Origin of the sequence: Wolbachia endosymbiont of Armadillidium arcangelii, from assembly GCF_040207875.1 — a bacterium.
Classification (GTDB): domain Bacteria; phylum Pseudomonadota; class Alphaproteobacteria; order Rickettsiales; family Anaplasmataceae; genus Wolbachia.
The window spans coordinates 128,795-153,641 of record NZ_CP157942.1 but is presented as its reverse complement, the minus strand read 5'-3'; the positions used below and the strand labels follow the sequence as shown (position 1 = coordinate 153,641).

Below are 24,847 nucleotides of genomic sequence, written 5' to 3'. Positions count from 1 at the left end.
TGCATATCCTAAATATTACTTTAGGCATTAGCTTCTTAGACAATCCCTCCACACAAAAACTTACGGCTGGCTACCTGTTTATTACCCTTATTCAGAATAATAAAAGATTCTGTGTGGTTACTCCGTTCCATAAAACCGTTTCATGTTAGACTTAGGTTCTTACTCTCTGCCGAGAGATTGGAAACGTCTTGATCAGACACAGCGATTCTAATCATCCATTTTCTCCATACCTTTTGGTCTATGCGTATCAACCTTACTCCGCATATTCTCATTCACGACAGTTCAAGCATAAGTTCCTCTCGTAACCATATCTAACTCTTCTCGAAGGGATTTATTGTAAGGTTCAATATTACCTCCTTTTAGTCCATACTTGCATTCTAAAAAGTTGCCAATTCTCCAGAATGTGGACTATGATTTCAGTCAGACGTTATAGCGGATGGAATTTAATCATCACGATTTCATGACTCATGGATCGTACCACCACTCACCAGGTGTGACCTAAAAGTAATCTGTTCTGCTGGATATGGTGGTGTAAACTCGAAGTCAAAATACACTTTCCCGCTTGCAATGTTTGCTGGTGTATTGAGTTCTGGTGTTGCATAACATTTTCCGCTAATAATCGCCCCTTGTGCCTTTAAACTTGCTAGATAAGAATTCACCCCCTCAACCACATCATCTATATAAGTTTTTGTGATATTGCGATCAACTGCCCATAAATGAGCTCGAAGTAAACTATCGTTAATTAAATCTGCAGTACGCCTCACTGACAAAAAAGCCCATTTTGAGTCATTTGAACATGTTCTATTTCCCCAAAGCCTATAGCCATTTTGATGAATTATCGTTGTTACTTCATTTTCATTTAAATGGTTTGCTCTACAATTTGTATTACCGAGCGTAGAATCAATAGGCCTGCTTGTTCCAACAATACCATTTATCTCTTTATTTGAAGGCGAGTGCCAGAATCCTTGTTCGCTATCTACTTTCGCTATTAAACCAGCTACAAATGAACTTGGAGGCAAAATTTCTTCTTTTCCTTCAGTAAATACCTTAACCCAAGGATCAACGATGTAAACTCTTGAGCTGCCTACACCTTTTCTCCACTTGATTGCTTCTTCATCATTGGTATTTGGTCCATCTGCTACTATTATGCTCCTCAGCTTTTCTGCTACTCCCATCAAAGCTGCTACTACTGGGTTTTTAGATTCAGGCAATTGATGAGTAAACTGAGGTGCAATTAGTATTCTAGGTAGCACATGAACTATACTTTCACTACTGAGAAATGCCTCAATTCCCTGATATTCTCCAGTTTCTTCGTCAACTCCACCAATTATATTTTGAATAGTTTCACTTTCTTTGAGCTTTGGATCGCTGTTTTCACTTTCTTCAACTCTAATTACTACTATTGTTGCACCAATTTGGGAAAATATTCCGTTTATTGCAGAAGGTAAACTGCCACTCTTTCCAAGTTTTGCTGCTTCTTTTAAGCTTCCTGCTATTAGTACTGGTTTATTCAGTGGAAATTTTTGCTCATCAGCTTCAGGTGCAGTACCAATTACACCTATCACTGATGATTTAGCTGTGCGTACTACCTTGGCCCCTGAGGTTACCTCAATAACATTTACACCATGTAAAAATTGTTCTGGCATTTTTTTCCTTGTACGCTGATTTTTGAAAAGAATTTAACTTTCTAGGTTTTGCATTTTTTGTTTACAATCATCTAGCAAAGTTTGCAGCTCTTCTTTACTTTTAGCTTCACCGATTTCCCTTTCAGCTATATCCACCAATTCTTCACATTTGATTATTGCTTTTTTCGCTCTTTCTACTTTGTCCTGGATTAGTTTAGCCATTTCAACTATTGAAATTCCTCGTACTTTTGCTAAAGGCTCTATAATTTCTGCATCTTTCTTATTTATAGATTCTGGCGCTGCTAAAATGTTTTCTGCGGCTTTTGCTTGTATTTGATACGACTTAGACTTCTGATGAGAATGTCCTGTGTATTGGTTAGTATAGTTATCATAATAAGCACGAAGATTAGAAAGTGCAGAAAACTTCGCATTTTGCAATAATTCCAGCTCAATATCTTCCTTATTCCTTTCAACAATTTTCTCTCCTTCTGTTAAACAATAACTCTTTTGCCAATTAAAATTCTTTGGCGCTTCATACCAATTTTCACCCTCTGGTTTATTTTTAAGCGTTGTTGTTTCTACTTGTTTGTTATTTTCAAAACGTATGTAAATGCTCACAGTTTTTCTCCCTATTTGATTTACTACCAAATCTCATGTGTGCTAGATAACCCAGGACATTGCCAAGCTCTTAGTGTTCTCTCTACATCTACCTCAAGTTCTGTGGTCAGAAAATTACTACGTATGTTACATATTCCCCACTGGATAAATTGGCTATAGATATACACATTACCTGAAAGCATACCTTCACTAACTTTTCCTCTGCTATCTAGATAAGATGATGTATACAGTAACACTGCAACTGTTTTTCCTGCTGGAATTTCTACATTTCCAGATCCAGCAAATCTGCTACTCGAACTCGTGTATTGGTAAACATTTTTCCATGTTATTTTTGAAATCCTCGATTTATTGGTATTATCAGGTGTTCCCACAAATGCTCCTGCTCCTTCGTATCCTGAACTCCAATAAGATGTACCAACAAAGTTTAATGTTCTTGTTATATCACTACTTGTGGTATTTTTTACAAACATTACTCCCAGTGCAGCATATGGATAGTAATATATTGAATCATGACTACTCGAAAAACTGTTTGTGTATAACTCTCCGTAAATAAATGTTCCTTTATTTCCCTCTATAAAACTGAGTTGTCTTGGCCGATAAAAACTAACGTAATCTGTATCGTATGTATGGCTACCTGCAAGTAGTTGCAACATGTAGTCGGTTTTTGTTATATCACTACTCCACTTTCCAAGCTCTGTCATAAAAGTTCCGCGGCCAAAATAATTATTTTTTCTGCCAAGTACACCAAATAAGAAAGGTAATGCTCCAGGTTCAACCATGTTGCGCTTTCTTATTTCTTGTGTAAGCGACACTTTCAGCTCATCATCTCTAGTTTTTATCTCGTTTGTAAGGGATGTTTTTAATTGGTTATCACGAGTTTCTATTTCCCTAATAATTGATGAGCCAGATGGTACATTATTAACAGCACGAAAATCTTCTACTAAACCTTTAAGACCATCTTTATGACTGTTGCTAATACTATTTATTGCTGCAATATTGACATTCTTTCTCGTATCAAGTAGTGATAAATTTGTTGTTCCTTTTTCATCAATTCTCTTTAATAACTGCTTCTCTGATTCAGAGATCACTGCTAAAGAACTAGCTTTTTTATTATCCAGATCAGTTAAGTGTTTTTTTGCACTATCAAGAAGTTCTTTTAGCTTACCATCAGTCATCTGCACAATTTCAGACACTGCACTTTTGTCGACTATCAATTCCAATGCTTTAGCAAGATATGCTAGTTGATCTGGTGTACTATTTGCTGCTAAATCCTTAAGTCTTCCTTGTAGTGCATCAATTATTTCTTTTATTGTGGTCATTTGTACAACGTTGGAAATAGCTTTTTTATCTGCTATCAATTCCAGCGATTTTGCAAGATATGCCAATTGATAAGGTGTGCTACTTGCTGCTAAATCCTTTATCCTTTGGTATATTGCTTCTTTCATTCCCAAAAATTCAAAAAAGTTTCAAATCTAAATCGTTCAAAATTATTTTTAAGTTCCTCTTCTCTTTCACTCATATCTTCATCTATCTTTTCTATGGCTCTGCGTATACGTACTACATCTTGAGCAGCAATGTTCTCTGGATGCGGCAAAGGATATCCTCGTTTAGTTTCATCATTTGGCATTTCTATGTTACAATCACTCTTAAATTTTTCACTCTTGGACGATAAACAACCGTTCCGCTAAGCACTAATTTTACCCTTGTCTCATTACCATTAAAATTTGATAGCACGTGAGTTCTTTCCACCCAGTTGTCTCCTATTGGTTTTCCCGTTGTTAAATTTACTAATTGCCATTCTCCCACGTTTTTCTCTACATAAGTTTTAACGTCTGCAGTACCGGGTATCAATGCATCGTAGGTAATTGTTATCTTAGTGTTAGAGCCGGCGGTAATGCTCCTGGTGACATAATCTCCTTCTTCCCTTATATTTCCCAGAACTAGCTGTAACCCAGGATATAACACTGGACTTTTTTCTTGCCCTCCTTTTAGGCTTGCTTTTACCGTTAGCTCTCCAGATAATCTTTCACGCAGTGCAAGCGGCAAATTATCAGACAAAAAGTTTTCTCTTCCCTCTTCATCTGTTAAAACAAATTCCACATTGGTATCAAATGCTACTTTTTCGACGTTCGTCAAAACAATTAAATCTGAAGTATTGTTTGCTGTAACTTTGCCCAGATCAACAACGTGAGAATTTTCGCTAAATTTTGCAGCTAGTAGTCGAAACGTTAAATCTAAATTTTGATGTGGAGTCCAAGTACTTGCATTGCTCGATGAAAGTAGTACTCCTACTTGATAAGGCTGACTGGTTACCCAACGGCTGTTTACTGCATCGTATTTGCCAAGTTCTGCTACTTTGACCGCATTTTCCCCGTCATCGGTAAGTAAAACTATCGCATATTCCTGCCCTCCATGGCAAAACACTGGCGACCATTCTATACGTGTTGCTGTGCCATCTATCTTTATATTTTTTGGCTCAATATAACTTTCAGCAATGACAGTCTGCGAGGGCATTCCCACTGCTGTTTCTCTAATCTGTACAACAACACGTTTTTTGCCTTTATTTACAAACCATAGCTCCACGCCTACTATGTGCCTACTTTCATTTAGCGTAAATGTTTGCGCTAACTCGTCTTGCTGCGATAACTCTTCTTCTTTCCTCTATGGTAATTGTTTTTTTACCAGTATAAGTTGCCTCTCCATAGCTTCCTTTATCCCCATAAAACTGTACTAATTTGGTACCTGCTGGAATATTTGCTGGTACTTTCACCTTTCCCTGTAATTTTCCCTGATTGTTAGCTGTGAGCATGTTTTTATGCAGTAGGCTGAATGACGATACCATCGAACTTCACCTCCTTAAGCTTCTCACTTGGCTCAAAACCTTCAATTTCAAAATTCTGTACTGCTTCTCTCATAAATTCAGCTTCGTATGAAGTACTTGACAGCAATTCTGTTGTTTCTTTAACATTAAATACCCTGGTTATTGGACTTTTCCAATTCGTGGTAACCTCCGTCCAGTGATCAATGTTTTTATTTAGAGTAATTTGAACCGGTACTGGGTCAAAAGCTTGATATGGATTAATCTTTTCTCCTTTAGTCTGTAAAAGCTGCTCAAGCACTGGCTCAAGTTCATACGGCAATAAATAAGGTTCTTTACCTCTTTCAACATCAATAATTTCTACTTCTATCGGTAAAATTAATTCCTTGTTTACTATCGCTGCAGACTGCGAAATTCCTTGATCGCGCATATCATCATCAAAGAATGAATCAACAAATACTCCTTTTTTGGTGGTAGGTTCTCTTGAATTTGCATCACTGCGTAGACGTTCCTCTGCAACCAGCGCATAAAGATCATTTATTCCTTTTTTCATTGCTTCAAGCTCATTCATCGGTACAGCATGAATAGCATTATTCACTATTTTTACCCCTTCTTTTTCTCCGTTTTTCCATGTCTGATGAATGTAGCAGAGCAAAAGTTGTCCGCTAGGTGCTTTAGGCATTGATGGTCGCCAAGGGTGAGCTATACCTTTTATTCTCCTTACTGCTCCTTTGCTATCGATAGTAATTAAATCATAGCGTGGCATTTTCCAGGTGTAATCAATCAGAACCAAGCTGTTATCAACTGCTCCTTTTACTTTACATCCCTCTTCGCTTATATCTTCAGGGCTTATATGAGTGCGGCAGCGATAGGTTATCAGGTAACTACTTCCAGGAGCTGGTTCTTTACCAGGTAATGACCAATCAACGTTTCCTGCGTTTAGTTTGTAATCTATACTATTTTCATAAATAACATTGCCTTGTTTAACTTGAATAATCTCAAGTACTGCAGAGTCAGGTATCGGATCAACAGCTCCTGAATATGAACCATGAGTAATGGTAATGGTTTTTTGAACAGTTATATCTACTTTTTTAATTTCACTTATTGGAAAATCATTAACCTTCAGTTCCATTACTCTTTGGCTATTTGGCTGAAAAGTATGTGGTTCTGATTCAACTGATTTTATATCCGGATCTTCATCAAAAGAAACACGAATACTGTGAGGAAGTTCAATCTCATAGCCATCAACATGAGCTTTGCCCTCATTAATCACAAATATTTTTTTTCCTCCTTCTCCCTCTTCCTTTTGCAGGAACATTACTTCAAGACCATTTACGACGTAGGAACCATTTGCTTCTTTGTCATAACTAGCAAGAGCAGTAGTTACTATGTTTGCTTGTGGAGGTGGTGAATGTTCTATTAATACTCCATTTTCAATGTTATAGATTGGATAAAACTCTCCTTCAGAAAAACGTGGAGAAAGACCTTCTGCTTGATAACCCCAAATGGTGGAAACTTTAAGCCTTGCAGCTCCTACTTCCTGATAGTTTCTTGTACCAACAGCAGGATCACGAAGGTTTTCATCCTCAAGTTCTGTAATCGTAGATTCTACATAATAAACACCTATGCGAACTGTGGTACTCAGTGGAATAACAAATTCTTCTTTTTCAACTTTTCTAACTGCACCGCGCAGATAGATTTTTCCTCCCTCAAGTGTAGCTTTACCAGTTTTTGCATCTATAATACAATTGCTTCCCGTTATAACATCACCATCACGAAATATTGCATCACCTATGCCTTTAAGCTTAGAAAGAGCATACTCCTGAGTCTCATTTAATTCTGCAGACTGTAGACCTCTTCCTGCAAGGAACAAACTTTTCGTACTCTTTGTCAGGATTAAAGCGGTTATAATAGGCGTTTAAAGTCATTTTATTCTAAAAGGTTACAACAAATGAAAAAGTTTCCCGGGTGGCAGCAGTTCTGATAAGCGGCACTGTATGCTCAAGGACCAATAAAATTCCAGGATCTTCTATATCTTGTGGTTCAAAATATCTCTGTCCTTCAGGTAATCCTTCTTTTATTTTAGTACCAACCATAACCCCTAATTCCCTTATCACTTGATTTGCTGCGTCCGTGAAATCGAAAGTAAATTTAAGATAGAGATTATTAGTTGGTACATTTGAGGGCCTAAACCTTCCAGAAGGAGTTACAAGTTCGCCGTTTTCATCACCTGTGCAGAAAAGCACTTCATCCGCAGTACGTCTGCCAAGTTCATTGAGCAGCTTTTCAGAAGTTATCAGCTCTGGTGGTGTGCTTTCAGTATACTCTATGGTAACTGTACTACCTGCCGCAATGGAGCTATTTTCCGTACGTTTAATTACACCAGTACTGCTATCAACTGTATAGTCAACACTTGGCTGATGCATTGTTTGTCCTGTAACAACCTTCACATCTTTAATAGGTTGATGATCAAGTTTTATTTCACCCTTAACGAAAGTTTTTTCTACTTTATGGCTACTTCCATAGCTTCCATCACCACTTCCCCAAGCAAGATGTAGAGATTGCTCTTTTATACTTGCGGCTATTGCTGCTCGACCTGATTGTGTGAGTATTGACATTAATTACCTTATTTCATAGCAAAGCAATTGCTTCAAATACCAATTGTTAACTCAAGCCCCCTTATATATATAAGTTCAACTTTTTTCAGAAATGTGTTCACTTTTTTTTGCAATTCTTTTTTTTATAATAAGTTTTTATTGACTAATCTTTAATCTACTTTAGACATAATATACTTACTTTTAGATATATGATAACTAATAGAGAATTTTGGGAAAGTAGTTTAGAAATGCCAGTATCCTTTTTGCTTAAGGACTTTCAAAATCCAAGTTTACGTGAAAGTTGGCTTGATTCTCTTTCTGGTAGACAATTAAGTGTGATCTTTAACCATTATTTTCAGAATAAGCAAAATAGGCAATTATTTAAAGACCACGAAAAATGCGATGATATTTCAACTCAGCAAAAACGCAAGATGCTTATTAAAATTTCTGAATCTCTGTTTGATTATTATTTAGTCAATCGTTTTAGTCGTGCAAAATCAGAAACAACTATAGCTGAAGTAGCACAGTCTGTATTAGGCCAAGATCTTCTGAAGTCATTTCTGCTACAAAATAACAAATATGACAAAAAGTCCTTGTTGTTCACTCTCTTTATAACTAATCGTAACTTACTAAAACAAATTTTCTGCTTTAATCAAGTACAGAAAAAAGGGTTTTTACCTTTCGTATTAAAAAATCCTCCAAGACAAAAGTCCACTTCATTTAAGAATTTTTTATCAGAAAGTACAATACAGGAAATATTAAAACAGCATGATCTCTCAGAAAATGATAGTTTTGAAAGTCAGTTTCAAGAACTCTTTTACTACCAAAATAGTATTTACTTATTTATACGACGTGCTAGTAAAGATAAAGATTTTGTGATAAGTTTAAATAAAGTAATACATGGTTATAAGCCTGATTGGATCATTTTTGATTTTTCTTCTAATGCTAATCAAGTACATTTATCCACTAAAAATATTAAACACGGTTTAAAAATAGCAAATAGTATTGTCAGCCTTTATTTTGCTCTTGAATGCTCTTTTGTCAGTTTACATAGCCAAAACACAGTGGCACAAGTACGTACCTTCCTATGTTCATGTATACCAAAATCAGGACTTGATGATATTAGCATATGTGAACTTAAACTTACTTTAGCTAAACCACAGACCTTTATTACATTAAATACAAATGAAGTTGAAAAGTGGTTGAACATATTAGAACCTTCAGTTGGTAGTGTGTTACACGAGGTTTCCCTTATTCAATATGTGAAGGTGATATTTAAAAACAAAAAGGTTACTTTATCCTTTCGAGTACAGGACTCAAGCTATATAGCAATTAACTACTCAGAGCACGTACTTGATAAAAAAGAACGTGAAGATTTTAAGTTGTTGTTTAGGAATACGTATGGACTTACCATCTTGTCAAAAGCACAATACTACTGTCTATCGGCAAATAATTACTAACCTGCTTGAGTGGAATACTTCTCATGATTCACCTAGTCAGGATTTTTTAGAAGTTGCACAATACTTATCAAGCCTTGGGTTTTTAAGTTTAAGAGAATATTATTTTATAGTCTGTGCTAATGATACAGATGATTCTGATTTTCGTGTAATAGATTCTTTCTGTAACAATAGGCTAGAAATCGCAAGTGATTACGATGAGGAATATGATGACCCAATAATGTGTGACCTATGTAATCGTGATATCCTGCCTGATACCTATGAGAAGCAACGTTACCATTCTCTAGAGATAAATGTTAATCATTTGAAAGTTATTGAATGGTTTGAAGAACAATTGGCAAATTTGAACATCACTTCGAATAAAGTAGCAACAGGGGTTTATTATGTTATTGTTGGCACAAGCCTTGTCAGCTTAATTATTCCGGATTATTGTTCTGATAAATCATATCTAACTTTAGATAAGCTCAAAACTAATCCTACTGTTTTGATCAGTTTCAATGAAAAAAACCTTAAACCATTGTTAAACCTGTACATTATTCCCATGGCCGATTTAATTTGTGGATATCGAACTTTAAATGAAATATTAAATGAAACAGTTGAAAAAGGAGTACCAAAGTTATTACCTAACGTTTCTTTTCAGGCGCTAAATTGCTATCCTTATATTCCACTACAACAAACCAAACTAGCAACTCAAGAAAAGATTCTGCAATTACGAATCAAAAACGGTGGCATTTATATCAATGACATAGAGATTGTCAATAAGCAATCTAAGTTAGGAATGAATATCTTTTTTGTTCTTCTTGAACAATTCTGGTGCGATTTTAAAGAAGGCATTTCTCCAGGGCAACATAAAGCATTAACTATTGAACAAATTGCAGATTACCTGGGAAATATTTCCGATGCTGAACAACAAATTCGTAAACCGATAAATAGAATGCAAAGAACCATGGTAGATAAGTTAGCTATAACCTTAGGCATGAATGTAAAAAGAGATGATATTATTCAAACTCTACCATGGTCTGGAATAGGTATCAAGGAATATGGCTATAGACTTAATCCTTCCACTCTCAGCCTTAAGAAGTAGCACAAGTGCTGCGCCACTGGCTATTTACTTTGCTAATCTGCATAGCTGGAATAGATTCACCATTCCTCAGTTCAAATATCAATTTGTGTTGCTCATTATCTTTCATCATCATCACGCCTGAAGTATATAAACTCCTTAAGGCAGAAGCACCGCTGAAACTTTGAAATGGCTCTTCTGACAATGATCTCTTTGATACCTTTTTGGTATTGTGCGTTAAGATAATACCACATCTAGGGTTTGTCATCGCTCGTAACTTTTCAACTCTATCTTTTAAAAAACAGAACATGGAGCTATTGCTATTCTCTTCTTTGTATTTATTAAAATCAAAAATACTGCGCAGCGTATCTATAGCAATAATATCTACTTCTTTTACGTTTAATGTTTTTGCCATAATATTACCGATTTTTTCTACTCCTTCAGAATCTAAAAGTAGCTTTGTCTTTGGAGTAATAATTAAATTTTCTGATACTAATTCTAAAGATTTTTCATCAAATTCCAGTTGTTGCAACCGCTCCTTAATGTAGTGATACTCAATATCAGTTTGAAGATAGAATATTTTCAATGGTTTAGCTGGAACCATGCCTAAAAATGGTAATCCTGCAGACATATATGCTAACCAAGAGAGTAAGAGGTCAGTTTTCCCTACTTTTGGTGCTCCTCCTAGTAATAGCATTCCTCCAGGCGTTAAAATCCTTGGTGAAATTATGTCTTTTGGTAATGGAGATTTATCTTTTAAATATTGTCTAGCTGGAAATGCCTGTATATTCTTTTGGTTTGATGCAAATAGTTGTTTCACATCTATCCCTTCTTCATACCCCTCAGGTATACTGTGCAATATCCCTAAATTAGCTAGTTCAGCAGCAATCTTTTCAGCATATTTTTCATCCTTATCTGGCAAAATTATTACCTACTTACCTATTAATATAGACCAATCCGTTTCACTGATAGATCCATATATACCAAGCATCACAGTTGTTGCCATAATTCCGTGCTCTATTAAGGCTTCAGCTCTTTTCTCTCCTTTTACTATTACTAGCTCATTGGACCTAATAATACCAGGTATGTTATATAGTGGTTTTAAGCCCTTGCCAGAAGTTTTCGGATACCAAACATGTCTGTAATTGTTTCTGTAGAGATATGCATATGCTATCACTTTGTTATTCTCGTCAAGATAACTATATCTTGCAGTTATATGTTTATTGAGCCATTTGTTTATAACTCCAGAAAGTCCAGCTTTATCAGCAACTAAACTCCAAAGTGTGACAATATTACCATTGTTTCCACTATTTAGGCCATACCAGCTTCCTATCTTACCGCCTGCAACTTCAACTATAATTTGGTCTCCACCGATATTTCCAATATAGAATTTCTTCTTGAAAAATTTACCGCCAGGCAGTAAATAAAATAAACATGCTTTGATGTTATGCAGTAGTAAAAATTCCATTTCTCCAGTAATACAAAATTCCATAAGTCCTCCAATTCTAAAAGACACAATTTAAAATGGCACCCAATCAACTTCAGGTTGCTCTGGGATAATAACCGTAGCAATCTTGTTTTTTTCTCCATATCGATCAGCTTCAATACCAACTTTTGCAGTAAACTCTAACCCGTTAAAATCAGCTATAGAGTTGACTTTTCTAGCAATAGCTGCTTTTTCTGAAGTGTCATTTGAATGAATGTTCCGTGCTGACTCCAAAATACTTCTAAGCATAGAACGACCAGATTCTCCCCAAGTATCTTCTCCTTCAACGCTTGCTTTGCCACTTTTAATGCCAATTACTTGAAAAATCTTACGTTTTGCATATAGACCTTCAGTGACAGTAAATTCAGCGTTTAAATAGATGCTGCCAGTAGTGTAGCTTTTCGTGAACCAATTTTCATAACCTCCAGGCTTTATTGCCATTTTTACCTTGACTGTTGTACCTTTCGGTATTAAACTGCTCTGCAGTTTCGCGTTATTAAAATCAGTTAAAAAATCTGTTAGCATATTGTTCCCTATAAATTAAGTAAAAAAAAGAATCAACTCCATTGGTCTACAAGTTTCCAACGACCATTTATCTTATCGACAAGCTTGCTTGCCACACGTTCACCATTTCGCAGCTCAAAGACTATTTGACGGGTAGTGCTTTCTTCATCATAAGCAAACATCACCATGCCAGTGCTATAAAATCCACGTAAAGATCCAGCACCACTTAGGCCTTGAAATGGATCTTCTTCCAGCATCTTTTTGGACAGTTTTTTTGTGTGGTGGGTGAGGATTATACCTGCATCTGGATTAATAATGTTCCTCAGTCTTTCAAGCGTTTTTTGCAAAAAGAATAGCATAGCGCTGTTGTCATTTTCATTACCATATTCACTTGAGTTAAAAATGTTACGAAGAGGATCAATCGCAATAATATCAGGTTTGAAACGCTCTTTAACAACATTTTTAATTTCATCTATTTCTTCACTACTAAATGATAATTGCACTCTTGGCGTGATAATTAAGTTATTGGCAGCTACATTCAAAAGTTCGTTATCCAGTTGAAGTTGTTGCAACCGTTCTTTCATATATTCATACTCAATTTCAGTTTGCATGTAGAAGATTTTCAAAGGTCTACTTGGTGTCATACCGAGAAATGATCTACCAGCAGCCATGTAAACAAGCCAAGAGATCAAAAAGTCACTTTTTCCGATTTTAGGTGGGCCACCTAGTACTAACAAACCTCTTTTAGTTAGAATTCTAGGGGAAATTATATCTTCTGGTATTGGCGTTTGATCACTTAAATACTCCTTTACGCTGAAAAAAGGAATTTTTTGACCGATATTGAAAAAGCTTTGTTCCATAATAATTTCTTCAATTTTTAATTAAACAGCAAAGTTTTGGCTTTAATTTTCGCAAGTAATTTACCCAGATGCGGCTCTTCAACCATATTAAGGCAACCACTTCGATCTTTAGCAGGGTATCCCCAAGAATTAATGGTATGACAGACAAATGAACGTACTTCTGTGCCATTATCTTTCTTAATTCCAACCATGCTGATCACCTCATCAACAATGCCTGGAATCTCACTAGCGGTTTTAGCTCCTTCACATTGAGGTAGCCAAATTGGACGATTGCAGTCATCAAGATATTGACCTAATGTTCCAACTATGATAGTGTCTTTGTCTCTGATATGTTGAAATTGATTGAGCCAAGCCATCATCTCTTGAGCAAGTAATGTCCGGTAGAGATCATAACTTTAAATCCTCCTATTAGGTTTAACTGCTACGATCCCCCCAACAGAACCGTACTTGCGAATTTCCCGCATACGGCTCTTCAGTGTAGCATTCACAGCATCTTTGATTACTGCTATCTGATTTAGTTTTCCTTGCATCATATTCCAACCTCTGTTGTGTTGGTGTAACAATCCCTAAACCAGTTACTATACCGCTGATCGCTTCCCCTTGTTTCCCACACTCTGAGTACTATCAATCAGTCCGACTTCCTTTGTATCTTCCGTTAGTTCTTGCCTTTGTTGACTTGTTCCAACGTACCTTAATAGGAATACAAAGGATCTCCCAAGTTTACGTAAACTCCATCTCAATACATGACACGGCCTCAGATCCCGATAGAGTGAGTGATAACTTGCCTTGTCGTTATCCTTCATACTGTCTTCCACTATATGGAAAGTGTCGACCTCCATGATGTTGGCAATTTCGGAACTCAATACCTTCACTTTCGTTGCACCCTGTATTGTCCATTCCATTAGCTTTACTACGTTCGTTACCTTACGCAGCATAATGGTTTGTTCTAGGCTGTTGGCTAGACTTTGCCTAGGTTGACCAACTGAATTTTACGCACTTTGCTTGGCGCACCCATAGGCAGCTCTCATATCCTGTTTTCCCGATCTCTCAGAAAAAGCTTCAGGTTGCATTTTTGCCCATAATAGACATAAACGTGAAGCAACGGTTATACTGTCCACAAAGATGCATCGGTATTTAGAAACTTCAGAAAGAAGATTTTTATACTTACCAGATACATGTTCATGGTGTCTTTGGCTGTATGCTTGATCAGACCTCAGCGCAGGATTAGGCCCACCAATAAGACAAGCAATATCTCTGGCCTCATTCCAAGTGCGCATATTGATAGAATCCCCTTTCCAGTCTTGTACAGCTAAAAGTCCTGCTTCAAAATCAAGACAAAGTGTTGGTTCATTCAAAGTTTTAAGCAGACTGGTTTTGCCGATTCCATAAGGTCCAAAGATTACTACCTTTACACCTGTTACTATTTTTACCCTTTCTTTGCTGTTTATTATTTTTAAAGTCATATATCGCGGCCCTCCTATAAGAGTTATACTAGAACTGTTACTTGTTGTTTGATTTGCTAAAAAAAATTTTTTATGTGCCGTCTTATTCGTTGCAAAGTGTTATAAACTGTTGTGCGTGGTATTCCATTTATTTCAGCTATTTCTGGAACACTGAAAAATTCCAGTTGTCTGCATAGTACTTGCCATTCTTGGGGTAGTGTTGAGATAACATCGTTCACATCAATACGAGTTGTGATTTCAGTGATAAAACGACATCTATCATCAACTACTTCATGTAGATCATCAGGATCAACATAGAATATACCTTGTCTGCCACCACGTTTTTTACAGAGTTGCTTATTGATTAAATTAATAGCTCTACACTTAACAAGTTGACATACAAAGGTAGAAAAAGAGCTTCTACTTTCGTCATATTTCTCAATAGCAGGCCAAATCATACAGAAAAGTTCTTGCTCAATATCTTCAAGACTGTCATGCGCAAAACACTTTAAGTTCTTTATACATTTTGCGTAATGTCTAACGTACTTGACAATTATGGGATCAATTCCTGAGTAAGAATTCTTTGATTTCATTAAAGCTCCTTGAATAATTAACTATCAAGGATGACCTTTATAGACGGTTAATTGCAGGTTCGGAGAAATTTAAATAATTGCGATACGATTTTAACCTATTGATATTCGCTTGCTTTTTTTTGAGAATAGTTGCGGTAGCATTTAAAATAATGTTGATGTAAACATTAGCCTTCAAAACTTGAATAACTCTTATGTAAGGTTGTTTATGGTTTTATTATGAATATCGATTCTAAATCTTTAAATGATAAAGCAGAACTATTGCTTAACATAAGATCTTGCCTTTTTTACCTTTTACCAAGAGGAACTTTCCGTGGAGATAAGTTTTACGTAGGTGATGTGCATGGTAATAAAGGAAAAAGTCTGGTAGTAGAATTAAGTGGCAGTAGAGCTGGGTTATGGAATGATTTTGCAACTGGAGAAGGTGGTGACATTATCGACCTTTGGGCAGCTGTGCATAGAAAGAATGCAAGGACAGAGTTTCCTGAGGTAATAGCTTCAATAAGTGAATGGCTCGGAAATAATAAAAAATACAGAGAGAAACAATATGTTGATGAAGACTTCGAGAAATTTATTACCCACAGTTGGAATTATTATGATGAAAATGGCCAGGTCATTGTAAAAGTTTACCGTTCTGATCCTCCTGGAAAGAAAAAAGTATACAAGCCTTTTGATGTCAAACAATCTAAGTTTGCAGCACCAGAGATAAGGCCACTCTACAACATTCCAGAAATCTTAAAGTCTGATAAAGTTATTCTGGTTGAAGGAGAAAAATGTGCAGAAGCGCTGATAGAACAAGGAATTGTAGCTACAACAACAATGTCAGGAGCAAATGCACCTATTGAGAAGACAGATTGGACTCCACTTAAAGGTAAACACGTTGTTATATGGCCAGATAATGATGAAGCAGGTAAACGATATGCTGAAAATGCTGCAAAAAAGCTTTTAGAGATCGGAGTTGCATCACTTGTTATTCTTAATATTCCACAAAATAAAACAAAAGGCTGGGATGCTGCTGATTGTGTGTTAGAAGGAATAAGAGCTTCTGAGTTTATTGAAAGGAGGTTAAAAAAATGATAAACTCAATATTTTAGATTGGAATCTCAGCCGTTATTTAGGTGAAGTACCAACACAAAAGTTCCTAGTTGAAGGGTTATTTCCTTTAGGCGTTACTTCAATAGTAGCTGCTATGGGAGATACAGGCAAAGGAATGCTACTACTTGATTTAGCTCTCAAAGTTGCAAGTGATACAGATCAGATCTGTGGTTTTGGTTCGCTTGTAAAAGAACACGGATCAGTGGTAATTTTTTCAGCAGAAGATGATGCAGATGAGATACATCGTCGCTTAGAACGTCTTGATCCTGAAGGTAATAGAGCAAAGTACCAGGATCGTGTATTTATTGTACCTATGCCAAACACAGGAGGACCATTTTCTATAATAAAAACCAATACGCGTGGTAAATGTCCTGAAACTTCAGAAAAATTTGAAGGTATTAGCGAACAATTAAATGCAATTGAAAATTTAAAACTGATTATTTTTGATCCATTAGTATCGTTTGTTCATGCTGATATAAATTCAGATCCAGAACTTGGGTGGTATTCAACAGGATTGCTTGCAAGTTTGGCAACTGAAACAGGAGCGACTGTAATTGCTGCACATCATATGAGAAAACCTAAATGTGGATCAATTACAACCGTAGAACAAGCAAGAGATGCAATAAGAGGTACAACTGCACTTGTTGATGGAGTTAGATGCTCTTTTGCATTATGGCCTGCACCAGTAGAGCATCAAAATTCAGTGTGTAATACACTAAAGCTTGAAAGAACTCATAGTAAAATTTATCAGGGAGCAGTGGTTAAGTCCAATGGGGCAGCAGACAGAAGTGTAAGAACTTATTCACTACATTAAACTTTCAGCCCACGAAGGCCATCCATTTACGCATACAGGTGGTCCTGGAGTTTTCAAGCAACGGCATAAATTACCACCCATGTTTCATAATGCTAGCAGACATAAACTTGAACGTTTAGTACAGAGTTTGCTAAATGAAAATAAGATAGTAAAAGGTATGGCTGCAGATTCAAAAGAAGATAAGTGGCTTGATGTTCCAACTGGTCCTTTTGCAAGAGGTGAAGGTAAATTTAAGCTGGGTGCAGGGAAATTCAAAGTTGCTAATAGTCTTTAAAAACAGTTTACAGCCATCAGCATAAATCTGCTATAATAAAAGGTTAATTACAAACTTGAAAAAACTTTTATTAAAAAAATGGGTCATACAAAAAGCATTTAAGCTAAACTGGGAATACAAATTTCGCAACTATAGGCAAGCTTGATGTATTTCATTACTTTGGCTAGGCCGATCTGAGTTTTATAGTTTCCGTGATTTCCGGCAAAATTTCAAAATAAGGAAACAGAAATATAATACACCTAAACCATTGAAATTCATTATTTTTATCCATTTAATATCTATAAGACTTTATCTTTCCAGTTCCAAAAGACTTAATGAATCAGATCGCCATAAAACCCGCTACAGTAGCTAGCTTTCCACTTTCCGAAAATCTTATATATTATTATAATATGTAAATAACACTATACATATATATATACTAATGACAAATAATAATAAACAATATGAAAATATAATGAGGTTAACTAGAATTAAAGTAATGCTTAGGGAGTGAAGAAAAAAGAAGTTAGGGGAACTGGAAAGGCCTTAAAATATTCATAAATACAAGAAATAGCTTTTAATGCGGATTTAAAACGATTCTATGACTTTAGGGTACAATTATACCACCAAGACCTAAGTTGCTTACGTAGAATAGCTTAAAACTCAATTACAAGGGACTTCTAAATTATTTTCTACTTTAAATTTTTACTTGTTATAAAAAAACTTCATTTTAGTTTATCACGTCTTTTATTCGTTGTAAAATATTTTTTCAAACAGGCAAAGTAGTCGTCAACTGATGTTTGAATTACGTATGCTATTCCATCAAAATATAAATCAATAACTGCTGGCATATCAGAGGCTTATAAATATGGTCATAAGTTAGATGCAGAACGGTCTCGTAGGTATTCTACAATTGATTTATACGGAAGGGACGTCTATATACAATAAATTCGCTCTGTCAGGCATTTGGGAATAAAGCAGGTCTTGGTAGTCAACATTCGATCCGTGAACTTATTGATACTTCAGCTACAAAAGGCTATATAAAATTTAATAGAGAAGGTAAAAATGGAGCAAGAACTAGATATGGGGTGCCTTGTGTTGCAGGCATGGAAAAGAAAAGTAAGGTATTTGATCATCAGCTGAATAAAGAAGTGACAATTTATGAAAGGATTTTACCGACCGATTATAAATCACTGGAGAATGGTAGCGTCTTACCAGTTGAAAATCCGAATACTTGGGTTTATCATAGCATCTGCAATTAATAAAGTTTTCATAGAAACTATGAGTTACTTCAGTCTTCGGATTTGCTCAGTTTGTCTTCAGAATTTGCTTAGTCTATGTAGACTGAATTTAGTAAAGGTGAAAGAAATGCGAGATTTTCAACAACTTAGAGGGATTATCGAATTTTATAGCTGCAGACTGAGTAATAGGGAAAAAGTTCAGGAATATAGAGGGTTTTGTTCAACTCTCAGTTTTCAGAATAACTCCTATTATTATATAATAATAATATAGTAGTATGACTTTAAAACATACTACTTGTACCTAACCTTTGCAACTAAAATAAATATAATTTCTTAAAATTAAAGGAAGTCAGAAAAATAGGTGCAAATAACTTAATCAACAAAAACTCTATGTACAATTGAAGTGTATAACTTTAAGTTTTCGTAGTTAAACTAGAAATTTGAGTCTAATGCTTTGAATTTTTTTAGAGAAGGTAAAAACACATTTTTAAGCTAGTTGTTAATTTAGGATGGTTTTATCTAAGCTTATAACAGACCTTGAAGCTCAAATAAAAGCTATTCTTTAATCACCGCAGAGGAAAGAAAATTTTTCAAAAAAACTGTTAACGCAAAGTGGAGACGAAGATTTAAATTTTGGGTTTTATGTCTCCATGTTGATGGGCAAAGCTAGAGCTGTACCTTTTAACGTTTATACTCTGGCTTTAAAAAATAGTGCCTTTTACCCCAAACTTTTATTTATTAAAAAACTGTAGTTGCAAAGAAAATTTCTGAAACCTAAAGAACAAATGGATTTTTTTATGATTTCTTTACCTTTACAAGATTCAGCCCTAAGCTTTTACACTTTTTTGATCAAGACTTTTCTTTTCTTCCACCAATTTATCAAAGTCTGACTTATATGACTTATCCTGTGTTTTTCTAAATACCTCATATTCTTTTGTAGCTAGGGCAATTGCTACTTCATGAGAGGTTTTGCCATAATTCTGTAATATATCTTGCTCATTAAATCTTAAAAATGCATCGAGTTTCTCTTTCCAATCCTTCATATACATTACTTTACCCCTGGCAGCTTGAAACTCTGCGTAATCTATATACATATTTACTATTCTGTTTAGCTGAGCAATTTCATTTTTATCTAAATAGTTTTTTGCTACTTGCGTGTCAGAAAGAAAGATTTTTCCCTTAGACCCCTTACGCCAATTTGTTAATCCCATATTAGGTTTACTTCTATCCACTCTGTTAGCAATAATTTCTGCTGCTGTATTTCCAGTAATAGCAAAATGCAATTTATTCTGCACTATAGCAAAGAAATTTTTTGTTTCAGTTGAACAGCTTGCATAGTCTACTGAAGTTGCATAAATGTCTGTGATTTTCTGATAAGCCATACGCTCACTTGCACGAATTTCTCTAATTTCTTCAAGCAACTCATCAAAAAACCGAGTGTCAAATCTAGAGCCATTTTTAAATCTATTGCTATCAATCACGAAACCTTTGAAAATATACTTCTTTAGCTTATCAGTTGCCCATGTACGAAAAGCAGCACCACGCTCTGAATTGACACGATAACCAACTGATATCACAGCCTCTAAATTGTAGAAAACCACATCACGTTTTACTTCTCTTTCTCCCTCTTTTTGAACTATCGAGGATTCCTCGGTAGTTGAGTTTTTATCTAGTTCTTTACATAGATAAATGTTCTTTAGGTGCAATGAAATATTATCAGTTGAACAGCCAAATAACTCAGCCATATGTTTCTGAGTAAGCCATAGATTTTCATTTTCAAATCTAACTTCAATACATACCTTTCCATCATCTGTTTCATAGAATAAAATTTCATTATGATTCCTGTTCATACACTTCCTTTAACACCCTTTAAAAAGCAAATAAAAAGTACTACTAATGATTAGATTGATATAAGTAAACTTACAGGTAAGTTTAACATCGTTTTTATTCATTGTAAAGAAAAAATTTGTATGAAGGAGAAAACTCACTTTGCAACAGCTTTCATAAATTCCTTGTATCTCTCATCTTTTTTTATTGAGTGTTCCCAGAAAACCTTTAAATTAGCTGATAGCAAGAGAAACAAAGTGTTTGCTAAGTTGCGTAATTGAGAAGAAATAACTTAACTAAAACAAAAAATTTTAGTGCAAATCAAATTTCTGACCTCATTTCTAGTATATATCTGTTAAGAGGTGGTTGAAAGAGCTACTATAACGTAGACAACCTCGACCCACATACTTCTTAGGGGTAGCACATGATTCTTGGATTTCCGTTGTTGGCCAATAAAAAAACTATAAACCGCTTTTTGATAGTACATTTTGACAGAACCAAACGATATTTAGTGCTACTTATAGTTTTAAATAATAGCAAATGCTAACACTAGACCTCGGCAAACAAACAGGCTGGGCTATTCTCAAAGACGGAGTAATTCAAAGTGGCAGTGAAAACTTTCATGGTAGCCGTTTCAGTGGAGGTGGCATGCATTTTTTGAGTTTTCGCAATTGGCTTAATTCCTTGGAGCATAAGTTCACTGCGGTTTATTTTGAAGAAGTAAGAAGACATCTTGGAACTGATGCAGCGCATTGCTACGGTGGTTTCCTTGCCGTTCTCTCTGCTTGGTGTGAGGAGAACAATATTCCCTACCAAGGTGTTAATGTTAAAACTATCAAACGCTTTATAGCTGGTAATGGTAATGCAAGCAAAAATGAAGTTATTGAAGCGATACGTGAAAAAGGTTTTTCACCTCGAGATGATAACGAAGCAGATGCTTTGGCATTAATGTTCTACGTTAATAATTTTAGTAAAGATTTTAATATGCTAGATAGCACATAGGAAGTGGGTCCTTTCGGCCAGGCTGGCGGGTTTGGTGGGTTCGACCCCAGGCCTTCTCTAGCGTCAGATATATTTTGAATATTAACTTTTTAATTATTAAGATATGAATTTAGCAATCCACTACTATCCTACTCGAAACCTAGTTGAATATGAGCGTAACCCACGTAAAAATGACGATGTGGTCAACAGAATGTGTGCTTCTATTCGAGAATTTGGCTTTCGTATTCCAATAGTTGCAAAAAGCGATGGCACTGTGGTTGATGGTCATTTAAGACTTAAAGCAGCAAGAAAACTTGGTATGGAGAGTATTCCAGTGGTTTTAAGTGATAATTTAAACGAACCACAAACTAAAGCTTTTCGATTACTGGCAAATCAATCAGCTAATTGGGCAAAGTGGGATGATGAGCTTTTGAAAGTAGAAATTCAAGAGTTAGAAGATTTACAGTTTGATCTTAAAATGACAGGATTTGAATTAGAAAAAGTTCAACATTTCCTTGATGATTTAGATAGTGAAAAAGAAGATCTTTCTGACTTAGCTATTGATGACAAAAAAGTAACAAAACCAGGTGATCTTTGGATTTTAGGTGATCATCGAATCTATTGTGGTGATAGCTCTGTAGTTGAATCATATAAAGCGCTGTTAGATGATAAAATGGCAGATATTACTGTGTGTGATCCTCCATATAATGTTGATTATGGTAGCAGTCAGGAGAGAGAAGATAAAAAAATATTAAATGATAATCAAGGTGAAAAGTACGAACTTTTTCTCTACGACATCTGTTCCAATATTTTAGCATATACGAAGGGAGCAATTTACATCTGCATATCATCATCAGAGTTTTCAACGTTGCAAAAAGCATTTGAGGAGGCAGGAGGAAAATGGTCAACATTTATCATTTGGGCAAAGAATCACTTTACGCTAGGCAGATCAGATTATCAAAGACAATACGAAGCAATGCTCTACGGTTGGAAAAGCGGTAATAAACGTGAGTGGCATGGCGGTAGAAATCAAAGCGATCTGTGGTTTTATGATAAGCCAACACACAATACACTACATCCAATGATGAAGCCAGTAGAGCTAATGGAGAGAGCAATAGTAAACAGCAGCAGACCAGGAGACATAGTACTTGATCCATTTAGCGGTTCTGGAAGTACACTGATTGCATGTGAGAGAACAGAAAGAATTTGCAGAACAATAGAGCTAATTAGCGGCTCTGGAAGTACACTGATTGCATGTGAGAGAACAGGAAGAATTTGCAGAACAATAGAGCTAAATTTGTAGATGTAACCATAAAACGTTGGCAAGTGTACACAGGTAGGGAAGCAATTCTTTCTGGTGCTGGTAAAACTTTTTCAGAGATTCAAGAAGAAAAACAGTAAGAAAAAAGTGGAAAAGATAACGCAAACAGAAATTTAGTAAGCCTTGGTAGTTGTAATATTAATTTACTGGTATATACCGTATTTTAATGAGTTTAGCGTAACAAATAACTTTGGATTAAATGTGGTGTACTCAATGAATCAAGAAAAGACGTTAGCTGGAGTAGTAACGTCGCAAACAAATAATGAAGCATCGTTTTCTGAAGAAGTAGAAAATAATGTTTCAAATTCTACACTATCTGTTAAGGAGAGAATTGAATTGTTTGAAAAAGGTACGAAGCAAACACCTATTATTAAGGAGAAACATATGAAGCAAACTTGCGGTAGTCACGATCTGAAGCAGTGCAACACTGAATACAAAGCAGCTTTTTCAAATGTGATTAGTAATGGTAGTGATGGCAGTATTACACTAGGAATGGACGAGGCAGGTGCTGATCAATTTGATGCACTTTCAGTGTTGGATAAGAGTGAAGATACAGAGGATGAATTTAATGCAGTTTGTGAGGCAAATGGAATAGAATATAACCGTCCGTATTCTCTTGATCAGTTTGAGGCAGCATCCAACACATCTTCCAACCCCAAAATAGACAATACAAAAGAAATGCAAAAAGAGGAAGAGGATAAAGAATTAGGAGATAAACCAAAGCCGTTACCTAGGAATGGAATGTTAGAGAAGGACAATATTAGAAATGTAGCTCCACCTTCACCTAGAACAGCAGAAAATCATCGGTTGAGTATTATTCAGAATATTGCACCACCAAAGCTACCACATTCTTCTTTCCAATTAAATGGAGAAAAATGTGATGAGCAAGAAGCTATAGGAGAACCTATGTATGCAACTATAGACAAAAATAAAAAATTCTCGAAAAGAGGTTTAGATGGTGAAATAAACGATCAAAGTCCGGAGATGGAAAAGTCAAATTCTGAAGAAACATCAATTAAGAAAGGATCAGAAGATATAATTGGTGAACCTGTAGATCTGAATACAAAATTTTTAAAAAAGAGTTTGGAAGGAAGTGATAGTGGAATAGACAATAGAAGTGCAGAGATGACAAGATCAAATTCTCAAGTAACAGAAATGAGTGAGTCTTGTGGCAATCAAGGATGGGAGAATATGTCATTAAATCATGATAGTCCAGTTACACTTTCAACTAGCTCATCAGAAAAAAGTGATAATGAAGAAACCCCGTTAATTAAAAAAGAAAAGAAAACAAATAGAATTTTGCCAAGAGTAAAATATGCAGTGCAGCAGAAGGAATTTATAATTTTCGGTATAGCTGCTGTTGCACTTAGCGTTTCTGCAGCTTTGGTATATTTACAGGATAAAGCACAATTTATTGCATTTTTTGCAAACAGTGTCATCTATGTAACTATACCAATTCTAGCTGTTGCATTATTGGTTGCAATTAGTCCGATATTTTGTGGAATAAAGCAATTTAGAGATACTGAAGAGTGTCAAATAGGGAGAAAGAATGCGAATGAAACTTTGAATCAGGTGCGAGAGTATCAATCAAAAGATAAAGTAATAAAATCAGTCAAACTGGAATACGGCAATGGTACTCATTCGCATTTTACACTTAACGCTTGGGAGGGTAAGAACAACTTCATTAATATTGACGACAAAGTCATTAGTAGAAGAAATAAAGTAGAATCAGTAATCAAAGATAGGCCATTATTTACAGCATTATTAAGCAGTTTGGTTGCTGCAAATATAGTATTGCCTTTATTACTGTATGTAGAAGGTGGTATTAATAGTGTACAGAAGTTTTACCAGAACGCTTTGATTAATAACGTAGGGTTATCACTACTTATAGGCTCGAGTATACTTGCACTATCAGTGATATTCCTTGGAGTACATTACTACAGAAAAACAAATTGCACAAATCTTGTATATTGTGAGGAAAGAATTGAACCAGAAAAAGTTAATGGAAAGTTCATTGAGGAAATAAAGGAAGCAAGGACAAAAGTGCTTGAAGAAAACCATAGTAAAGATGCCAAATGCAGCAGTTTAACGCTAGAGCAAGTAGTGGTTGAATCTCATAACTACAAAGATGCAATTTATAGTATTAGTTGAAAATGGCCAAATTTCACTATGTAAAAAGAAAGCAGCTATAAACCGGAGTACTTCGCTCTATATTAGTAAAATATCTCTAAGACGCCGGCAAGTATAAACAGGTAGGA

Annotated in this window: 17 protein-coding genes and 6 pseudogenes; 6 read left to right on the top strand and 17 right to left on the bottom strand. The window is 35.5% G+C overall.

From position 1 onward, the window contains the following. Positions 1–458: 458 nt before the first annotated feature. From ABLO99_RS00800 to ABLO99_RS00770, 7 genes and pseudogenes are all read right to left on the bottom strand, one after another. Complete coding sequence (locus tag ABLO99_RS00800) at positions 459–1,646, bottom strand: phage tail sheath subtilisin-like domain-containing protein (protein WP_349967802.1); 1,188 nt, start codon at positions 1,644–1,646, stop codon at positions 459–461. A 33-nt stretch (positions 1,647–1,679) separates the two neighbouring features. Further along, entirely contained in the window at positions 1,680–2,243 is a 564-nt protein-coding gene (locus ABLO99_RS00795) for a hypothetical protein (protein ID WP_349967801.1), read from the bottom strand. A gap of 23 nt (positions 2,244–2,266) precedes the next feature. Continuing rightward, positions 2,267–3,688 carry a hypothetical protein gene (locus ABLO99_RS00790; protein ID WP_349967800.1) on the bottom strand — a complete coding sequence of 474 codons (1,422 nt, stop codon included), beginning with the start codon at positions 3,686–3,688 and terminating at the stop codon, positions 2,267–2,269. Further along, positions 3,685–3,870 (bottom strand): hypothetical protein, encoded by a 186-nt coding sequence (locus ABLO99_RS00785; protein WP_349966935.1) that lies wholly within the window; start codon positions 3,868–3,870, stop codon positions 3,685–3,687. Before ABLO99_RS00785 ends, ABLO99_RS00790 begins: the two co-directional genes overlap by 4 nt. A gap of 2 nt (positions 3,871–3,872) precedes the next feature. After that, a pseudogene (locus ABLO99_RS00780) lies at positions 3,873–5,052 on the bottom strand (hypothetical protein). Positions 5,053–5,056: 4 nt separating this feature from the next. Next, positions 5,057–6,989 (bottom strand): annotated as a pseudogene (locus ABLO99_RS00775) (DUF4815 domain-containing protein). A 6-nt stretch (positions 6,990–6,995) separates the two neighbouring features. Beyond that, entirely contained in the window at positions 6,996–7,679 is a 684-nt protein-coding gene (locus tag ABLO99_RS00770; protein ID WP_349967798.1) for a hypothetical protein, read from the bottom strand. 188 nt (positions 7,680–7,867) lie between these two features. Between ABLO99_RS00770 and ABLO99_RS00765 the strand changes: the two genes are divergently transcribed. After that, entirely contained in the window at positions 7,868–9,118 is a 1,251-nt protein-coding gene (locus ABLO99_RS00765; protein WP_349967796.1) for a hypothetical protein, read from the top strand. Beyond that, complete coding sequence (locus tag ABLO99_RS00760) at positions 9,060–10,199, top strand: hypothetical protein (RefSeq protein ID WP_349967794.1); 1,140 nt, start codon at positions 9,060–9,062, stop codon at positions 10,197–10,199. Before ABLO99_RS00765 ends, ABLO99_RS00760 begins: the two co-directional genes overlap by 59 nt. On the opposite strand, the gene ABLO99_RS00755 is transcribed toward ABLO99_RS00760, so the two are convergent. The 8 genes and pseudogenes from ABLO99_RS00755 to ABLO99_RS00720 form a co-directional block, all read right to left on the bottom strand. Beyond that, positions 10,189–11,097, bottom strand: a complete 909-nt coding sequence (locus ABLO99_RS00755) for an AAA family ATPase (protein WP_349967793.1) — start codon at positions 11,095–11,097, stop codon at positions 10,189–10,191. The two genes, ABLO99_RS00760 and ABLO99_RS00755, sit on opposite strands and share 11 nt — an antisense overlap. 9 nt (positions 11,098–11,106) lie before the next feature. Beyond that, complete coding sequence (locus ABLO99_RS00750; RefSeq protein WP_349967790.1) at positions 11,107–11,667, bottom strand: hypothetical protein; 561 nt, start codon at positions 11,665–11,667, stop codon at positions 11,107–11,109. Positions 11,668–11,694: 27 nt separating this feature from the next. After that, positions 11,695–12,186, bottom strand: coding sequence for a hypothetical protein (locus ABLO99_RS00745; protein WP_349967788.1), 492 nt, complete (start codon positions 12,184–12,186; stop codon positions 11,695–11,697). A 32-nt stretch (positions 12,187–12,218) separates the two neighbouring features. Then, positions 12,219–13,025 carry an AAA family ATPase gene (locus ABLO99_RS00740; RefSeq protein WP_349967785.1) on the bottom strand — a complete coding sequence of 269 codons (807 nt, stop codon included), beginning with the start codon at positions 13,023–13,025 and terminating at the stop codon, positions 12,219–12,221. A gap of 17 nt (positions 13,026–13,042) precedes the next feature. After that, positions 13,043–13,399, bottom strand: a pseudogene (locus ABLO99_RS00735) (AAA family ATPase); the annotation flags it as partial. Between the two features lie 21 nt (positions 13,400–13,420). Beyond that, complete coding sequence (locus ABLO99_RS00730; protein WP_153295509.1) at positions 13,421–13,558, bottom strand: hypothetical protein; 138 nt, start codon at positions 13,556–13,558, stop codon at positions 13,421–13,423. Positions 13,559–14,023: 465 nt separating this feature from the next. Further along, positions 14,024–14,488 (bottom strand): annotated as a pseudogene (locus tag ABLO99_RS00725) (AAA family ATPase); the annotation flags it as partial. Between the two features lie 56 nt (positions 14,489–14,544). Further along, positions 14,545–15,060 (bottom strand): sigma-70 family RNA polymerase sigma factor, encoded by a 516-nt coding sequence (locus ABLO99_RS00720; RefSeq protein WP_349966921.1) that lies wholly within the window; start codon positions 15,058–15,060, stop codon positions 14,545–14,547. Between the two features lie 216 nt (positions 15,061–15,276). On the opposite strand from ABLO99_RS00720, the pseudogene ABLO99_RS00715 reads away from it, so the two are divergent. Continuing rightward, positions 15,277–17,240, top strand: a pseudogene (locus ABLO99_RS00715) (AAA family ATPase). Between the two features lie 704 nt (positions 17,241–17,944). Here the strand turns inward: ABLO99_RS00715 and ABLO99_RS00710 are convergent. Together ABLO99_RS00710 and ABLO99_RS00705 are read right to left on the bottom strand one after the other, a co-directional pair. After that, positions 17,945–18,070 carry a hypothetical protein gene (locus tag ABLO99_RS00710; protein ID WP_019236432.1) on the bottom strand — a complete coding sequence of 42 codons (126 nt, stop codon included), beginning with the start codon at positions 18,068–18,070 and terminating at the stop codon, positions 17,945–17,947. Between the two features lie 1,217 nt (positions 18,071–19,287). Continuing rightward, the gene (locus ABLO99_RS00705) at positions 19,288–20,310 is read right to left on the bottom strand and encodes a virulence RhuM family protein (protein WP_349967783.1); all 1,023 of its coding nucleotides are present in this window, start codon (positions 20,308–20,310) and stop codon (positions 19,288–19,290) included. Positions 20,311–20,827: 517 nt separating this feature from the next. Between ABLO99_RS00705 and ABLO99_RS00700 the strand changes: the two genes are divergently transcribed. The 3 genes and pseudogenes from ABLO99_RS00700 to ABLO99_RS00690 all read left to right on the top strand — a co-directional run bounded on the left by ABLO99_RS00700 (position 20,828) and on the right by ABLO99_RS00690 (position 24,740). Beyond that, positions 20,828–21,289 carry a crossover junction endodeoxyribonuclease RuvC gene (locus tag ABLO99_RS00700; protein ID WP_047759131.1) on the top strand — a complete coding sequence of 154 codons (462 nt, stop codon included), beginning with the start codon at positions 20,828–20,830 and terminating at the stop codon, positions 21,287–21,289. A 103-nt stretch (positions 21,290–21,392) separates the two neighbouring features. Then, positions 21,393–22,669 (top strand): annotated as a pseudogene (locus ABLO99_RS00695) (DNA modification methylase). Positions 22,670–22,802: 133 nt separating this feature from the next. Then, the gene (locus ABLO99_RS00690) at positions 22,803–24,740 is read left to right on the top strand and encodes a hypothetical protein (protein ID WP_349966919.1); all 1,938 of its coding nucleotides are present in this window, start codon (positions 22,803–22,805) and stop codon (positions 24,738–24,740) included. Positions 24,741–24,847: the final 107 nt, after the last annotated feature.